Origin of the sequence: Sinomonas sp. G460-2, from assembly GCF_047759905.1 — a bacterium.
Lineage (GTDB): Bacteria > Actinomycetota > Actinomycetes > Actinomycetales > Micrococcaceae > Sinomonas.
In genome coordinates this window covers 1-15,229 of the sequence record NZ_JBKZWT010000072.1, presented here as the reverse complement: position 1 = coordinate 15,229, position 15,229 = coordinate 1, and the positions used below count along the sequence as shown (strand labels likewise).

The following is a 15,229-nucleotide window of genomic DNA, read 5'->3' as shown; positions in this document are numbered from 1 at the left end:
TGAGCGCCGCGCTCGGGCGCATCGCGGACGCGCGGTAGCCCTGGTGCAGGTAGTCCTCGGTCCCTGGGAGGAGCAGCGACGGGTCCTGTGTGAGGGCGTGGACGAGCAGCGCCGCGCGGCCCGAGTTCGCCGCCGCCGCGCTGTGCGGAACCGACGAGGGAAGGAGCGAGCGCGCGAGCTCGGTCGAGAGCTCGTAGTCAGGGACGGCCACGATCGGCACCACGTCGCGGTGCACGCGCGCCACCGCGGTCCGGAACGCCGCGCCGTCCTGCCAAGAGAGCGCGAGCGAGCCGAAGATTGCGGGCGCCACGTTGTCCGGATGCCCCTCGATCTCGCTGCACAGCTGGAGCACCCACTGCCGGTCGGGGCGGACCTCCGCGTCCACAAGCTCGGCGGCAACGAGCACCGCCGCGACGGTCGCGGACGCCGACGAGCCGAGGCCGCGCCCGTGCGGGCTCACGTTCACCGCAGAGAGGCGCAGGCCCGAGCGGCGGTAGCCGAGCCGCTCGAGCGCGGCATCGATCGTCCGGACCACAAGGTGGCTCGCGTCCCGTGGGAGCGTGTCCGCACCTTCGCCGCTCAACTCGAAGGCGAGTTCGTCGCCGTCGAGCGTTTCGACGCTCACGGTGTCGTAGAGCGACAGGGCGAGCCCGAGGCTGTCGTAGCCGGGCCCGAGGTTCGCGCTGGTCGCGGGGACGCGCACCGTGATGCGCTGCCCGGCCGCGACGGTACGCAGGGAGGCCGCCGCGGCCGGCGTCTGAAGGCTCATGGGGCCTACGGCTCCAGCCCGAGCGCCGAGGCGACACTCACAACGTCGTTCTCGACCTTGACCGGCTCGACCTGCCCGCCGCCCTCGGTGCGGAGCGCCCACTGCGGATCCTTGAGGCCGTGACCCGTCACGGTGCACACGATCGTCTTCCCGGACGGGACCAGGCCGGCCTCGTGCTGCTTGAGGAGGCCAGCGACGCTCGCGGCCGATCCCGGCTCCACGAAGACGCCCTCCTTCGCGGAGAGCCAGCGGTGCGCGGCGAGGATCTGCTCGTCGGTCACAGCTTCGATGAGGCCGCCCGACTCGTCGCGGGCCGCGACGGCGGTGTCCCACGACGCGGGGTTGCCGATCCGGATCGCCGTCGCGATGGTCTCGGGGTTCGTGATGGGGTGGCCCGCCACGAACGGCGCAGCGCCAGCGGCCTGGACGCCCCACATGACGGGCAGCTTGGTGGAAACCGCGGGAAGCGTGCGCTCGTCGCCCGAGGCGTCCCAGGCGCCCTCCCCCGAGGTGTAGACAGTATCCTTCGCGTACTCCTTGTAGCCCTTCCAGTACGCGGAGATGTTCCCCGCGTTGCCCACCGGCAGGACATGGATGTCCGGCGCGTCGCCGAGCGCGTCGACGATCTCGAACGAGGCCGTCTTCTGGCCCTCGATGCGGGCGGGGTTGACCGAGTTGACGAGGAACACGGGGTAGGCCTCGGCGAGCTTGCGGGCGATCTCGAGGCAGTCGTCGAAGTTGCCGTCGACTTGGAGGAGGGTCGCGCCGTGCGCGATGGCCTGGCTCAGCTTGCCCATCGCGATCTTGCCCTCGGGCACCAGCACCGCGCACGTGAGGCCCGCCGACGTCGCATACGCGGCCGCGGACGCGGACGTGTTGCCGGTCGACGCGCACACCACGGCCTTCGCGCCGGCCGCGACGGCCGCCGTCATGGCCATCGTCATGCCGCGATCCTTGAAGGAGCCCGTGGGGTTCATCCCCTCGACCTTCAGGTACACGTCGGAGCCGGTGAGGGCCGAAAGCTTCTGCGCGTACACGAGCGGCGTGCCGCCCTCACCGAGGGTGATGACGCGGGTCGCCTCGGTGACGGGCAGACGGTCGGCGTATTCGCGGATGACTCCGCGCCACTGGTGGGCCACTAGACTCCTTCGACTCGGAGGACGCTCGTCACGGATTCGACGACGTCGAGGTTCTTGATGTCGGCGACGGTCTCGGCGAGGGCCTTCTCCGACGCGCGGTGGGTCACGAAGCGCAGCTCCGCACGGCCTTCGCCCGAGCCGGGCTCGCCGCCGTCGAGCGTCTGGCGCATGGCCTCGATCGAGACGCCATGCTCGGCGAAGACCGCCGCGACGCGGGAGAGCACGCCGAGCTGATCGGCCACCTCGAGGCCGATGCTGTAGCTCGTCGTCACGGCCTCGATGCCGAGGACGGGCAGCTTGCGCGTCGCGGTGTCGGTGCGTCCGGGCGCGCCGGCGACGATGCGGCGGGCGGTCGAGACGAGGTCGCCCATGATCGCCGACGCCGTGGGGCGCCCGCCCGCCCCGGCCCCGTAGAACATGAGCTCGCCGGCGTTCTCGGCCTCGACGAACACCGCGTTGAACGCCCCGCGCACCGCCGCGAGCGGATGCTCCCGCGGCAGCAGCGTCGGGTGCACCCGCACGCTCGCCCCCTCGACCCCCGCGGGGGTCTCGACCAGCTCCGCGATCGCGAGCAGCTTGATCACCAGGCCCGAGTCCTTCGCCGCCGCGATGTCCTCCGCCGTCACGCCCGTGATGCCCTGGCAGCGCACGTCCTCCAGCGCCACCGGGGTGTGGAACGCCAGCGTCGCCAGCAGCGCCGCCTTCGCCGCCGCGTCCTGGCCCTCCACGTCCGCCGTCGGGTCCGCCTCCGCGTACCCGAGCCGCTGCGCCTCCGCGAGGGCGTCCGCGAACGCGGCCCCGGTCGAGTCCATCTGGTCCAGGATGTAGTTCGTGGTCCCGTTCACGATCCCCAGCACCCGCGTGATCCGGTCCCCCGAGAGGCTCTCCCGGATCGGGCGGATGATCGGGATCGCCCCCGCGACCGCGGCCTCGAAGCTCAGCTCCGCGTTGTTCCGGTCCGCCTCCTCGAACAGCGCCGGGCCGTCCTGGGCCAGCAGCGCCTTGTTCCCCGTCACCACCGAGGCGCCCTTGCGCACCGCCCGCAGGATCAGCGACCGAGCCGGCTCGATCCCGCCCATGAGCTCCACCACCAGGTCCGCCGAGTCCACCAGGGCCTCCGCGTCCACCGTGAACAGCCCGCGCGGGAGCTCCACGTCCCGCCTCGCCTCCGGGTCGCGCACCGCGATCCCCGCCAGCTCCAACCGGGCCCCAGCACGCGCCGCGAGCACCCCCGAGTCCTCCAGCAGGATCCGAGCCACCTGGCTCCCCACCGTCCCACACCCCAAAAGCGCCACCCGCAGCACCGCGGGATCGACGCACGGACGAGGCGGGCCCGGGCGCAGCTCGGCGATGGTCATGGGAGGTCCGATGCCTCCGCTGCCTCCGCCTCCGCCATGTCTTCCATCCGGGCGATGATCGCGAGGGAGAGCTCCGTCGCCGTCGCCGTGTCACGGTCCTGGATCGCACGGTACAGCGCCTCGTGGTCCTCAGTGCCTTGGCCCATGGCGTGCCCGATCGACTTGCGGAAGGCAGTGTTGAGGCTCTCGTACAGATCGCTCAGGAGCTCGTTGTGGGCCGCGCTCGCCACGGACATGTGGAATCGCGTGTCGCCGTCGACGAACGCCGCGAGGTCCCCACGGGCCGCGCCGGCGTTGCGGTCGTCGAGCGCCCGGCGCATCGCGGCCAGATCCTCGCCCGTGCGGCGCGCGGCGGCCAGCGAGACCGCGAGTGCGTCAAGCCCGCGGCGGACTTCGATCACCTCGGCCCGCTTGCTGTTGGTGACCTTGCGATTGAGGGCCACGGCCGCCTCATCCACGGCGTCGACGTAGGTCCCGTCGCCCTGGCGCACCACGAGGAGCCCGGCATGAACCAGAGCGCGAGTGGCCTCGCGGAGGGAGGCGCGGCTGATCCCGAACGACTGGGTGAGCTCCGACTCGGACGGCAGCCGGTCGCCCGGCGCCCACTCGCCATCGCGGATGCGCCCGCGAATCTCCTCGATCACGGCGTCGACGGCCGACACCCGGTTGACTTTGAGCATCCTCGGACCCCTTCTCGGTCTCGCACGAACCCGCCCGCCGCTTCACGCGGTGCCTGAGGGGCCGCTCTTGCCTGCGATGCACATTAGCTTCGCAACCCGCTCCATGGTGACTCGTGTCCCACGTGCACGCTGCTCGACATGCGTCCCAGGTCTCGGAGTGACTCGGGAAAGTTCTCCACAGCCTCTTCCCTAAACATCAGACGCCTGATAATCATATGGCATGACGACCAAAAAGTCGCAGACCCTGGAACCTCGGATTTCCGAGGACACCGGGGGCCGATCGATGAGGATCGGCGTCATGTGCGGCCGTCTCCAAGGCTTTGAAGACGGTCATCCCGAGGAGGCCCTGACGTGGGCCAGCTCGGGCGGGTACGACGGCGTGCTCTTCGCAACACCGCGGGCCATCAGCCCGGAGCTCGACGGCGTGGCCCTCAAGGAGGCAGGCGAGCTCGCGGCCCGGTTGGGGCTCTACGTCGAGCTCGGAATCGGCTCGCTCGGGCCGTTCGGCGATGCCGGCGAACGCCTGGCCGAGCTCAATGCCCACATCGACGCGGCCGCGACGGCTGGGTGCCGCGAGTTCTTCGCGTACACCCGCACGGAACGGCAGCACGCGAGCGTCCCCCACGCTGCCCAGCTCGCCGCCGTCGCCACAACGCTCAAGGCGCTCGTGCCGCGCCTCCTCGAGGAGGGGCTCCGCCTCAACCTCAAGACCCATGAGGACCTCTCCTCGCACGAGGTGCTCCAGCTCGTCGAGGCGAGTGGAACCGATGCGGTCGGCGTGAGCCTCGACGTCGCGAACCTCGTGGTGCGCGGCGAGGATCCCGTCGAGGCGACGCGCACGCTCGCCCCGTACGTGCACCAGACGCATCTCGAAGACGTCGCCCTGTACATCGTCGACCGGGGGCTCCGCCGGCGCCTCCGCCCGTGCGGCGCCGGCGTCCTCGACTGGGAGGCGATCCTGCGGACGCTCGACGAACAGTCTCCCGCGCGGCGCCTCACCCTCGAACAGCACGCGGGGCGGTTCGACCTGGACATCTTCGACCCGGCGTGGTTCGACGCCGAGCCGCACGTCACGGCCCGCGAGCTCGCCGTCCTCGTCGGGCACGCGGTGGACTGCGAACGCCGCGCGGCCGCGGGCGGGCTCCCGCCCCTCGCTGCGTACGACGACGACGCAGGTCACCTCGCGCGGCGGGACGAGCTCGCCGAGAGCGCCCACTGGCTCCGTCAGGTCCTCGACACGATTTCGGAAGGTCATCATGGCAGTAGCCGTCGCTGAACCGCGGATCGCCGCCGCCCGGCGCCGCATCGTCCAGAGCGATCGTGTGCTCGTCGGCGCCCTCGGGGGCCTCGCGCTCATCGCCCTCATCGTCGTCGTCGGCCCGTTCCTCTGGCACTACGACGCCAACGCCGCCGATCTCACCGCTCAGCTCGCGGCGCCGTCGGCCGATCATCCGCTCGGCACCGACAATCTGGGCCGCGACCTGCTGGCGAGGGTTCTCGACGGCGCGCGGACCTCGCTCGGCGCGGGCGCCGTCGTCGTCGTTGCCGGCGCGGTGCTCGGCTCGGTCACGGGCCTCCTCGCTGGGGCGCTCGGCGGTGTGGTCGACACGGTCCTCACGTGGCTCACGAACTCGATCCTGTGCTTCCCCTCGATCATGCTCGCGATGGCCGTGGTCATGGCGCTCAAGCCCGGGATCCCCGCAGTGGTGATCGGGCTCTCGATCCACTCGTTCCCCTGGTACATGCGGACCATCCGCGGCGAGGTCATGCGCATCGCGGCGCTCGACTTCGTCAAATCCACGAACGCGATCGGGGCGGGCCAGGCACGGATCCTCTTCCGGCACATCTTCCCGCACCTCATCTCGACGATCGTGCTCCAGATGGCGGCCGTGTTCGGCGCCTCAGTGCTCGCGCTCGCCGCGATGGGCTTCCTCGGGATGGGAGCCCAGCCGCCCACGGCCGAACTCGGCGCCATGATCACCGAAGGCCAGCAGTTCTTCCTCACCGGCCAGTGGTGGCTCGCGGCGTTCCCGGGCCTCGTGCTCCTCATCGCCGTGACCCTCACGACCATCGTCGCGGACCGCGCGCGCGAGCTTCTCGACCCGCGCGGCGAATACATCGTCGCGGACTAGGAGCCCCTCATGCTCAAACTCATCCTCAAACGGTTCGGGGTCGCCGCCGCCACCATCCTCGGCGCGAGCCTCTTCTCCTTCTTCCTCCTCCGCAAACTGCCCGGCGACCCCGCACGCCTGGTCGGCGGGGAGCTCGCGGACGACGCGACGATAGCGTCGCTGCGCCACTCCATGGGCCTCGACGCACCGCTCCCTCAGCAGTTCTGGAACTACATCTCGGCCTCGTTCCACGGCGACCTCGGCTTCTCGTATTCGACCGGGCAGCCCGTGAGCGATCTCGTCCGGACGCGGCTCCCCGCGACGGTCGAGCTCGGCGTCACGGGCGTGGTGACGGCCGTCCTCCTCGCGACGGTCTTCGCGGCGATCGCGGTCTACCGCAAGAAGCGCGGCGCGGACGTCTCGCTGCGCGTCGCGTCCTCGCTCGCGATGGGCTCCCCGCCGTTCTGGCTCGCGCTCGTGGCCATCCTGCTCCTGTCCGTGAATCTCGGACTCTTCCCCGGACCCGAGGGTCGGCTTTCGCCGAGCCTCGCCCCGCCGCCAACCATCACGGGCTTCTACACGGTGGACTCGCTCCTGTCCGGCCAGCTCGGGACGTTCTTTGACGCCGCGCGGCACCTTATTCTGCCCGCGCTCACGATCGCCGTCGGCCCGTTCGCGTTCCTGAGCCGGCTGTTCCGCTCCCAACTGCGCAACACGATGCGGGAGCCGTTCATCGTCGTCGCCCGCAGCCGCGGGCTCACGCGCGGCTCGGTGTTCCTGCGCCACGCCGTGCCGAACTCGCTCCTCTCCCTCGTCGCGGCCACCGCGATGCTCACGGCGGAGACGATGACGGGAAGCGTGCTCGTCGAGAAGGTCTTCGGCTGGCCCGGCGTTGGCTCGATGACCGTCGACGCGATCCTGCAGAAGGACTTCGCGGTCGTCCAAGGCGTCATCCTGCTCAGCGCGACCCTCTACGTGACGGTGAGCTTCCTCGCGGACATCGTGTACGTCGCCGTCGATCCCCGCATCCGGGCAGGAGCCAAGTGACATGACCACCGAAGGCAGCACAAGCACCATGTCCATCGACGCCACCCCCGCCCCCGCCGACCAGGAGACCCTCCTCGACGTGCGGGGCCTGCGAACCGAATTCCAGACCGCCCGCGGGACCGTCGCAGCAGTGCGCGACGTGAGCTTCACGATCCGTCGGCGCGAACGCCTCGCGATCGTCGGCGAGTCCGGCTCGGGCAAGTCCGCGATGGCGATGTCCATCGTGGGCCTGATCCAGCCGCCCGGACGCGTGACGGCGGGCGAGATCCGCCTCGGCGGGACTGACCTCCGCGGTCTCCCGGACCGGAAGCTCTCCGAGATCCGTGGCAGCCGCATCTCGCTCGTGTTCCAGGATCCGATGAGCGCGTTCGACCCCATCCGGACGATCGGCTCGCAGATGGTGGAGAACATCCGCGCGCACCTGCCCGTCAGCAAGGGCGCGGCGCGGCGGCAGGCCGCCGACCTCCTCGGCGAGGTCGGCGTCACGAATGCGGCGAGTCGTCTGTCCGACTATCCGCACCAGTACTCGGGCGGCATGCGTCAGCGCGTCCTCATCGCGATGGCGCTCGCGAACTCACCGGAGCTGGTCATCGCCGACGAGCCGACGACGGCGCTCGACGTCACCACCCAGGCCCAGGTCCTCGAGCTCCTCGACAGACTCGTGACGGACCGCGGCGCCGCGCTCATGCTCATCACGCACAACCTCGGGATCGTCGCGGGCTTCTGCGACACGGTCAAGGTCATGTACGCGGGGCAGCTCATCGAGGAGAGCGAGAGCCGCGCGCTGTTCGCCCAGGCGGCGCACCCCTATTCGCGCGAGCTGCTCAAGTGCGTGCTGCGCACCGACCGCCGCCAGGAGGGGCTGCTCTCGACGATCCCGGGGACGCTCCCCGACCCCACGCAGCCGTTCACGGGGTGCTCCTTCGAGCCAAGGTGCCCGCTCGGCAAGGGCAACCCGCTCTGCCGCGGCACCGAGCCGCCCGTCGTCGCCGTCGACGGACCCCACGGGACCCAATTCGCGAAGTGCCACTTCGCCGGACAGCTCGAACTCACGAGGAGGAGCGATGAGTACGCCCGATAGTGACAGCGCGGCCCGCCTGGGCTCCGGCAGCGCCGTCGAGCGCGGGCCCCGCCTGGGCTCCGACAGCGCCGTCGAGCTCGGGCCCCGCCCGCTGCTCGAGGTCCACGAGCTCTCGAAGACCTACCGCTCGAAGTCCCTCGGGGCGCGCCTGCGCCGCGCGAACGAGGTCAAGGCGCTCCGCGAAGTCTCCTTCGACGTCAAGCGGGGCGAGACGCTCGGCCTGGTCGGCGAATCGGGCTCGGGGAAGTCGACCGCGGCCTCGTGCGTCCTGCGGCTCACTGAGCCGGACTCCGGCACCGTGACGTTCGACGGCGTCGACGTCCGGGCGCTCTCGAAGGCCGAGCTGCGCCACCTCCGGGCGCGGATGCAGATGGTGTTCCAAGATCCCTACGGCTCCCTGGATCCACGGTTGTCCGTCCGCGAGCTCGTCGAGGAGCCGCTCCTCGTGCACGGGCTCAAGGACGAGACGAAGCGGCGCGAGCGGGCACTGCAGATGCTTGAGCGCGTGGGGCTCTCGGCCTCCCAGGCCGAGCGCAATGCCCACGCGTTCTCGGGCGGTCAGCGCCAGAGGATCGCGATCGCGCGGGCACTCGTGCTCAACCCGGAGCTTGTGGTGCTCGACGAGCCCGTAACCGCCCTCGACGTGTCGGTGCAGGCGCAGGTGCTCAACCTGCTCACGGAACTCCAGAAGGAGCTGAACCTCACCTATCTGTTCATCGTCCACGATCTCGCGGTCGCGCAGTACCTGTGCCATCGCATCGCGGTCATGTACCTCGGCGAGATCGTCGAGATCGCGAGCTCGCAGGAGATCTTCGACAACCCGCTCCATCCGTACACCGTGACCCTGCTCATGGCCGCGCCCGTCCCCGATCCGGACGTTATGGCTAGCCGCCGCACGGCGCTGGGCACCACAGCCCCCGCGGGCGCGAAGCCCGGGTCGGGCTGCCCGCTGCAGCCGCGATGCCCGGTGGGCATGAACCGGCCCGAGTGCGCGAGCCAGCGGCCGGTGCTCCGTGAAGTCGCCCCAGGGCACCAGGTCGCCTGCCATTTCCCCGGCGAGCTGCAGGCGTCCGTCGCGGCGTCGCTCGGCGCCACCACCCCTGAATCCCCGTCGAACCCGTGGACCAACACCCGAGGCTAGGAAGGAATACCCATGGCACGAACTCAGCCTGCGCGCCCCCTGTGGCGCGCCTCGATCGGTGCGGCGCTCGCGCTCGCCGCCGGCGCCCTCTCGGCGTGCAGTGCGCCGAGCTCCGCAAGCGCCCCGACCGCGAACAGACCGTTCACGGTCAACTGGGCGACGAACATCACGAGCCTCGACCCCGCGTTCTCGTGTCCCGGCGACGAGAACAGCTTCGCGAGCAACTTCTACGGCCGGCTCGTCAAGCTCGCCACGACCGAGACGAGCCCCGGGGTCACCCAGATCGACCCCGACCCGAGCAAGGTCCAGCCGGACTTCGCGACGAAGTGGGACGTCTCCGACGGCGGCAAGACGTACACGTTCACCCTCCAGCCTGACAAGAAGTTCGCCAACGGGGACCCGCTCGACGCGGCGGCGGTCAAGTTTTCACTCGACCGCACGCTCAAGATCGGTGCGTGCGGCGCGCTCTCGCTCCAGCTCGGCATCACCCAGCCCCCGCTCATCACGGGCGTCGAGGCACCCAACGCGACTACCGTCGTCGTCCATATGAGCCAGCCCTATCCCGCCATCCTGTACAGCCTTGGTCAGAGCCGCGGCTCGATCTACGACCCCAAGGAGATCGAGGCCAACGGCGGCGTGCAGGCAAACTCGCCGAACCAGTGGCTCCAGAGCCACACGGCGAGCAGCAGCGGCCCGTACGTCCTCTCCGAGTACGTGCCGGGCAACCACGCCGTGCTCACGCGCAATCCCAACTACTACGGGACACCCGCGCTCGAGCCGACCGTTCGCGTCAACTTCATCACCGCGGTCCCGACCCTGCAGGTGCAGGCGCAGAGCCGCGAGGCCGACGTCACCCTGGGCCTGCCCCCGCAGGCCGTGAAGAACCTCAGCACGCAGTCGTGCTGCAAGGTCATCACGGCGGACAGCCCGACCCCCGTGACGGTGTCCATGAACTACCAGGGCCCGCTCACGAACAACGTGAAGTTCCGTGAGGCCCTCACGTACGCGGTCCCGTACACCGACATCATCAACAAGGTGGCCTACGGCTACGGAGACTCGTACTACGGACCCGTGGTCCCCGGGATGGCAGGCTACAACGCGGCGCTCGAGCCCGCGCGGACCTACGATCTCGGCAAGGCGAAGCAGCTCATCGCGGAGTCCGGCGTGAGCTCGCCGACGCTCGATCTCATGATCAACCCGACGGCCCCCGGCGTCTCCGACATCGCGACGCTGCTCCAATCCGCGTGGCAGCAGATCGGGGTCACCGTGAACATTGACGCGAAGCCCCCGGCGGACTTCACGACGCTGTTCAACCAGGGCAAGTACCAGTCCGCGCTCCTGTTCGAGAACAGCACCCCGATCGGCGGCTACGAGCTGCGCAAGAAGCTCACGTGCGGCGCGGCGACGAACAACCAGCACATCTGCATCCCGGGGACCACGCCGCTCCTCGACCAGCTCAACAACACGGCCGATCCGGCGGCCCAGCAGCCCATCGTCGACGCCCTCGTGCAGAAGTGGCTCGAGAACTCGCCGACGATCATCCTCTACCGGGCGAAGTTCACCGCGGTCGTGAACCCGGACGTCAAGCACTTCGCCTACGCGCCCAACTTCCGCCTCGCGGACTGGGGCCGGTAGGCCGGCTCACATCCGCCGCGGGGCGGCTCACCATGACACCTGTTCACTAGGAGAAGACATGAAGATCGGAGTCGACGGCCGCAAGATCCCTGGGGCCGCGAACCACACGCCGTTGGAGATCCTCGACCACGCGAAGGCCCTCGGCATGGAGGGCGTGTACTTCCGCACGGTCCTCGACATCACGCCGACCCTCGACCGCGGGGTGCTCCGGGAAGTGCGCCGGCACGCGGACGCCCTCGGCCTGTACCTCCAGATGGGGCTCGCGAAGGTCAACCCGTACGCGGCGGCGGAGGCGCCCGAGGTCCGGGTCCTCGGCGAAGGCGACTACACGCGGGGCATCGTGAGGCTCATGGAGGCGTGCCGCGAGGGTGCCGACTGCGGCGAACTCTGGGCCGCGTGCGGCAACTACAAGCCGAATCTCCCCGGCTACTACGCGAACGACCGGTTCCGCACCGACGCGCCGTGGCCGGACCAGCTCGCCGCGATCGAGAAGTTCCTCCACCAGCTCGCCCCGGCCGCCCGCGACCTCGACGTGCACATCAACATCGAGACGCACGAGGAGATCACCACGAACGAGGTGGTGCGGCTCGTCGAATCCGTGGGACCCGATGTTCTGGGCATCACCCTCGACACGGCCAACGTCCTGGCCCGCGGCGAGGATCCGGTCGCGGCCGCACGCCGCGCCGCGCCCTACGTGCGAGCCACGCACCTGAGGGATTCGGTCCTCGCCATCACCGACTTCGGCTTGGCCCGCAGCTTCTCGCCGTGCGGGCTTGGCGTGATCGACTGGGACGGCGTGCTCGGCGCCCTGTGGGAGCACAGCCCCGACTTGTGGGCGTCGATCGAGCCGGCCGCACCGACCATGCAGATGCCGATCGGCCTCTCGGACGATGCCTGGAGCGCCCTGCACCCAGACCTCGATCCGGACGAGGTCGCGGCGCTCTTCCGCCTCGCGCGGGACTACGACGCGCGGGCGCAGCGCGGCGAGGTGCCCACCATCGAGGAGTTCCGCGCGCAGCCGTACGATGGCGAGGACTTCATCAGGCGCAGCGCCGAGCACCTGAGGTCCGCCCTCGTGCGCGTCGAGCGCCGCGCCGTCCCCGCCCAGGGCTGAGGCAGCGGTGCGGACGGTTCTCCATGCGAGGTACGTGATCGGCTTCGACGGAGCCGATCACGTCCTCCACCGCGACGCGTCGGTCGCCTACGAGGACGAGAGGATCATCCACGTCGGGCCCGGCTGGGACGGCCCGGCCGATCGCGAAGTGGACCTCGGCAACGCTCTGCTAGCCCCGGGGTTCATCGACCTCGACGCGCTCGCGGACATCGACCACGCGCTCCTCGACTCGTGGGCCCCGCCAGAGACGGCGCCGGGCCTCCAGTGGTCGGAGACGTATTTCGAGGTCGGGAGACGGGACGTGTTCACGCTCGAGGAGCGTCGCGTGATCCGCGAGTACGCCCTCGCCCAGTTGGTCCTCCACGGCATCACGACCTGCATGCCGATCGCCTCCGAGGTGCACAGCTCGTGGGCTGAGACGTTCGACGATGCCGTGGCGATCGCCGATGCGGCGCGACGCGTCGGGATCCGGGCCTATGTCGGGCCGAGCTTCCGTTCGGGTGTCCATGCGGTGGGCGAGGACGGGCAGCGCGACGTCCTGTGGGACGAGGATCAGGGCGTTTCCGGGCTCGCTGACGCCCTCCGGTTCCTGGACTACGTCGAAGGGCTCGACGACGGCCTCCTCCGCGGCGCGCTCCTCCCGTGCCGCATCGAGACCCTCACACCCGAGCTCATGCGGGCCGTCGCGAAGGCCGCGCTAGAGCGGGATGTGCCCGTGCGCCTGCACGCGATGCAGGGACTCCTCGAGCTCGAGCTCCTCCGGCGGCACCGCGGCGCGTGGCCCCTCGAGCTCCTCCGCGATGCAGGGCTCCTGGAATGCCGGCTGCTCGTGCCGCACGCGATCTTCGGTTCGGGTGGGTGGGGAGGGTCAGGAGACTCCGGGCACGCCTCGCCGACCGCCGCTGAACTGGCAATGCTCGCGGAGGCGGGCGTCGCGATCGTCCATTGCCCGCTCACGTCGCTGCACTACGGCATGGTGCTCCGCTCCTTCGACCGCTACCGCGACGCGGGAGTCGGGATCGCGCTGGGCACGGACAGCTTCCCGCCGGACCTGATCCGCGGCATGGACGTGGGCAGCAGCCTGGCCAAGGTTGTGACCGGACGGCTCGACGCGGGGAGTATCCCGGACTATTTTCGGGCCGCGACGCTCGGCGGGGCTTCCGCACTCGGGCGCACCGATCTGGGGAGGCTCGCTCCGGGCGCCCAAGCGGACCTCGTCGCGATCGACCTCTCCGATGTGCGGCTGGGGGTCGTGGACGATCCGCTGAGGACCGTGGTCATGAGCGGTTCCGCGCGCGACGTGCGCATGACCGTCGTGGCCGGCCAAACAGTGGCGATGGACGGCGACGTCCTGGGGGTCGACGTGGAGGCGCTGCGCTCACGGGCGCAAGAGCTCTTCGAGCGGATGCGGCTCGCGTACTCCGAGCGAGACATCCTGAGGCGCGGGCCCGAAGAGCTCTTCCCGCCCGCGTTCCGCTCGGCAGCCGTCCCGGCCGGCGGGGAGTTACCTCGTTGCTAAGCGCAGTCGCCTCCTCGGCGATAAGTCACCCTCAAGGGGCCTTCTGCGCCCGAAGGTGACTTGAGTCGGCGAGAAGGTGACTTCCCTCGCGTTCGCACATATATTCGCCACTTTACATGTCAATTTACATGTCTAATGATAGGAACTGCGCAGTTGACAGGCCATGCTGAGGACGCTCGGCACGGGCGGTAGCGCGAGCCGTCTGTGTCCGTCAGAAGGGGACCCTATTCATGGCAGGACTAGCGCTTGTGGCCGATGCGCGGCACCTTGGAGCTTCTCGGGGAACGGGCGCGGCGGCCCTGTGGCGCATGAGCTCGGTGGCCCGCCGTCGCGCTCTGTTCGCCAGGCCTAGCAGCCGCGAGATGTTGAACGTGATCGGGCTCCTCCCGCAGGCCTGCTTCCTCTGCCCCACAACCGACGAGACCGGCTGGTGGAAGATCGACGCCGTCCTCGAGTTCGTTGCGACGAGCGGGATCGACCGCGTGGTCTGGCTCGACGGCGAGCTCCAGCTCTTCGACCCCCGGCTGGGCGTGACGTATCGCGAGGCCGCCGAGGACGCGCTCGCGGACGCCGGGATCTCCGCGCTCCTCATGGCGCCCGATCCGGCCCGCGGGCTCAACAGCGCCGCGGCGCAGCTCGTGGAGGACTTCGGCACGGGCCGGCTCTGGGCCCCGGTCTGGAGCGTGGGCGCCCCTCCGCTCGAGACCGCGGTCTGAGCCGGGGGCCTAGCCGCCGGTCGCGAGGAGCACGGCGAGCGTCAGCATGAGCACGGCGACGCAGCCGTCGAGCACCCGCCACGACGCGGGCCGCGCGAAGAAGCCCGTAAGCCCGCGCGCCCCGAAGCCGATGAGCGGGAACCACAGCGCGCTCGCCGCGGCCGCGCCGACGCCGAAGAGCCAGCGGCCGTCCTTACCCTGGGAGTTCGCGAGCGATCCGAGGAGTACGAGCGTGTCCAGGTAGACGTGCGGGTTGAGCCACGTGAGCGCGAGGGCCGTGACCGCTGCAGACCACAGCGTCGCGCTGCCGCGCGAGGCCTCGGCCGCCACGAGGGCCCCGGGCCGCAGCGCCCGCCGCGCCGCGAAGAGGCCGTAGGCCACAAGGAACGCGGCCCCGACCCAGCGGATCACGCCGAGCAGAACAGGCGCCCCCTGGACTGCCGCGCCGACGCCGCCCACGCCGGCGAAGATGAGCAGCACGTCGCTCGCCACGCACACGAGCACCACCGGCAGGATCCATTCGCGGCGGATGCCCTGGCGCAGCACGTACGCGTTCTGGGCGCCGATCGCGACGATGAGTCCGAGGCCAGCTCCGAGGCCGGTGAGAAAGGGGGCAAGTGCGGCGATCACCCTTCGACGGTAGGCCGAGAAAATCTAAAGATCAATTTACTATTTTTGCATCTCCATTAGAATCTCTTCATGCAACTCGACCAGCTCAGGGCGCTCGCCGCCGTCGTCGATTTCGAGACGTTCGAGGCCGCGGCAGGCGAGTTGCGGCTCACGCCGTCGGCCGTGAGCCAGCGGATCAAGGCGCTCGAGCGTTCGGTGGGCAGCGTGCTCGTGCGCCGGCTCAAGCCAGTGCGGCCCACCCCGGCCGGGGAGCGGCTGCTCCGCTCGGCGCGCCAGCTCCTCCTGCTCG

The 15,229-nt window shown here is 70.3% G+C and carries 15 protein-coding genes; 10 read left to right on the top strand and 5 right to left on the bottom strand.

What is annotated here, in order from left to right; genetic code table 11:
* The 4 genes from thrB to ACLN58_RS09435 form a co-directional block, all read right to left on the bottom strand.
* The coding region (gene thrB, locus ACLN58_RS09450; RefSeq protein WP_415855004.1) for a homoserine kinase at positions 1 to 769 on the bottom strand (769 nt) is incomplete at its 3' end.
* A 5-nt stretch (positions 770 to 774) separates the two neighbouring features.
* Positions 775 to 1,908, bottom strand: coding sequence for a threonine synthase (gene thrC / locus ACLN58_RS09445; RefSeq protein ID WP_415855003.1), 1,134 nt, complete (start codon positions 1,906 to 1,908; stop codon positions 775 to 777).
* Entirely contained in the window at positions 1,908 to 3,266 is a 1,359-nt protein-coding gene (locus tag ACLN58_RS09440) for a homoserine dehydrogenase (protein ID WP_415855002.1), read from the bottom strand. The genes thrC and ACLN58_RS09440 overlap by 1 nt, the downstream gene beginning before the upstream one ends.
* Positions 3,263 to 3,946, bottom strand: coding sequence for a FadR/GntR family transcriptional regulator (locus ACLN58_RS09435; RefSeq protein WP_415855001.1), 684 nt, complete (start codon positions 3,944 to 3,946; stop codon positions 3,263 to 3,265). The genes ACLN58_RS09440 and ACLN58_RS09435 overlap by 4 nt, the downstream gene beginning before the upstream one ends.
* A 220-nt stretch (positions 3,947 to 4,166) precedes the next feature.
* Between ACLN58_RS09435 and ACLN58_RS09430 the strand changes: the two genes are divergently transcribed.
* From ACLN58_RS09430 to ACLN58_RS09390, 9 genes are all read left to right on the top strand, one after another.
* On the top strand, positions 4,167 to 5,222 hold the full coding sequence (locus tag ACLN58_RS09430) for a sugar phosphate isomerase/epimerase family protein (RefSeq protein ID WP_415855000.1): 1,056 nt from the start codon (positions 4,167 to 4,169) through the stop codon (positions 5,220 to 5,222).
* Entirely contained in the window at positions 5,203 to 6,078 is an 876-nt protein-coding gene (locus ACLN58_RS09425) for an ABC transporter permease (protein ID WP_415854999.1), read from the top strand. Before ACLN58_RS09430 ends, ACLN58_RS09425 begins: the two co-directional genes overlap by 20 nt.
* A 9-nt stretch (positions 6,079 to 6,087) precedes the next feature.
* Positions 6,088 to 7,104, top strand: a complete 1,017-nt coding sequence (locus tag ACLN58_RS09420) for an ABC transporter permease (RefSeq protein WP_415854998.1) — start codon at positions 6,088 to 6,090, stop codon at positions 7,102 to 7,104.
* A 1-nt stretch (position 7,105) separates the two neighbouring features.
* Positions 7,106 to 8,185 carry an ABC transporter ATP-binding protein gene (locus ACLN58_RS09415; protein ID WP_415854997.1) on the top strand — a complete coding sequence of 360 codons (1,080 nt, stop codon included), beginning with the start codon at positions 7,106 to 7,108 and terminating at the stop codon, positions 8,183 to 8,185.
* Positions 8,169 to 9,326 carry an ABC transporter ATP-binding protein gene (locus ACLN58_RS09410; RefSeq protein ID WP_415854996.1) on the top strand — a complete coding sequence of 386 codons (1,158 nt, stop codon included), beginning with the start codon at positions 8,169 to 8,171 and terminating at the stop codon, positions 9,324 to 9,326. Before ACLN58_RS09415 ends, ACLN58_RS09410 begins: the two co-directional genes overlap by 17 nt.
* 12 nt (positions 9,327 to 9,338) lie before the next feature.
* On the top strand, positions 9,339 to 10,961 hold the full coding sequence (locus ACLN58_RS09405; protein WP_415854995.1) for an ABC transporter substrate-binding protein: 1,623 nt from the start codon (positions 9,339 to 9,341) through the stop codon (positions 10,959 to 10,961).
* Between the two features lie 58 nt (positions 10,962 to 11,019).
* A complete protein-coding gene (locus ACLN58_RS09400) occupies positions 11,020 to 12,075 on the top strand; it encodes a sugar phosphate isomerase/epimerase family protein (RefSeq protein ID WP_415854994.1) in 1,056 nt (351 codons plus the stop codon).
* A gap of 7 nt (positions 12,076 to 12,082) precedes the next feature.
* Positions 12,083 to 13,594: a chlorohydrolase family protein gene (locus ACLN58_RS09395; protein ID WP_415854993.1), complete on the top strand. Its 1,512-nt coding sequence runs from the start codon at positions 12,083 to 12,085 to the stop codon at positions 13,592 to 13,594.
* A 230-nt stretch (positions 13,595 to 13,824) separates the two neighbouring features.
* Positions 13,825 to 14,310: a hypothetical protein gene (locus ACLN58_RS09390; RefSeq protein ID WP_415854992.1), complete on the top strand. Its 486-nt coding sequence runs from the start codon at positions 13,825 to 13,827 to the stop codon at positions 14,308 to 14,310.
* A 9-nt stretch (positions 14,311 to 14,319) separates the two neighbouring features.
* Here ACLN58_RS09390 and ACLN58_RS09385 read toward each other — a convergent pair whose 3' ends face one another.
* Entirely contained in the window at positions 14,320 to 14,940 is a 621-nt protein-coding gene (locus ACLN58_RS09385) for a LysE/ArgO family amino acid transporter (RefSeq protein WP_415854991.1), read from the bottom strand.
* A 69-nt stretch (positions 14,941 to 15,009) separates the two neighbouring features.
* Here ACLN58_RS09385 and ACLN58_RS09380 point away from each other — a divergent pair.
* A partial coding sequence (locus ACLN58_RS09380; RefSeq protein WP_415854990.1) for a LysR family transcriptional regulator occupies positions 15,010 to 15,229 on the top strand: 220 nt, incomplete at its 3' end.

Excerpts from the sequence above, each read along its gene's own strand:
- ACLN58_RS09405 (WP_415854995.1), top strand. The coding sequence starts at position 9,339 with ATGGCACGAACTCAGCCTGCGCGCCCCCTGTGGCGCGCCTCGATCGGT.
- ACLN58_RS09390 (WP_415854992.1), top strand. The coding sequence starts at position 13,825 with ATGGCAGGACTAGCGCTTGTGGCCGATGCGCGGCACCTTGGAGCTTCT.
- ACLN58_RS09425 (WP_415854999.1), top strand. The coding sequence starts at position 5,203 with ATGGCAGTAGCCGTCGCTGAACCGCGGATCGCCGCCGCCCGGCGCCGC.
- ACLN58_RS09440 (WP_415855002.1), bottom strand. The coding sequence starts at position 3,266 with ATGACCATCGCCGAGCTGCGCCCGGGCCCGCCTCGTCCGTGCGTCGAT.
- ACLN58_RS09430 (WP_415855000.1), top strand. The coding sequence starts at position 4,167 with ATGACGACCAAAAAGTCGCAGACCCTGGAACCTCGGATTTCCGAGGAC.
- ACLN58_RS09420 (WP_415854998.1), top strand. The coding sequence starts at position 6,088 with ATGCTCAAACTCATCCTCAAACGGTTCGGGGTCGCCGCCGCCACCATC.
- ACLN58_RS09435 (WP_415855001.1), bottom strand. The coding sequence starts at position 3,946 with ATGCTCAAAGTCAACCGGGTGTCGGCCGTCGACGCCGTGATCGAGGAG.
- ACLN58_RS09400 (WP_415854994.1), top strand. The coding sequence starts at position 11,020 with ATGAAGATCGGAGTCGACGGCCGCAAGATCCCTGGGGCCGCGAACCAC.
- ACLN58_RS09415 (WP_415854997.1), top strand. The coding sequence starts at position 7,106 with ATGACCACCGAAGGCAGCACAAGCACCATGTCCATCGACGCCACCCCC.
- ACLN58_RS09410 (WP_415854996.1), top strand. The coding sequence starts at position 8,169 with ATGAGTACGCCCGATAGTGACAGCGCGGCCCGCCTGGGCTCCGGCAGC.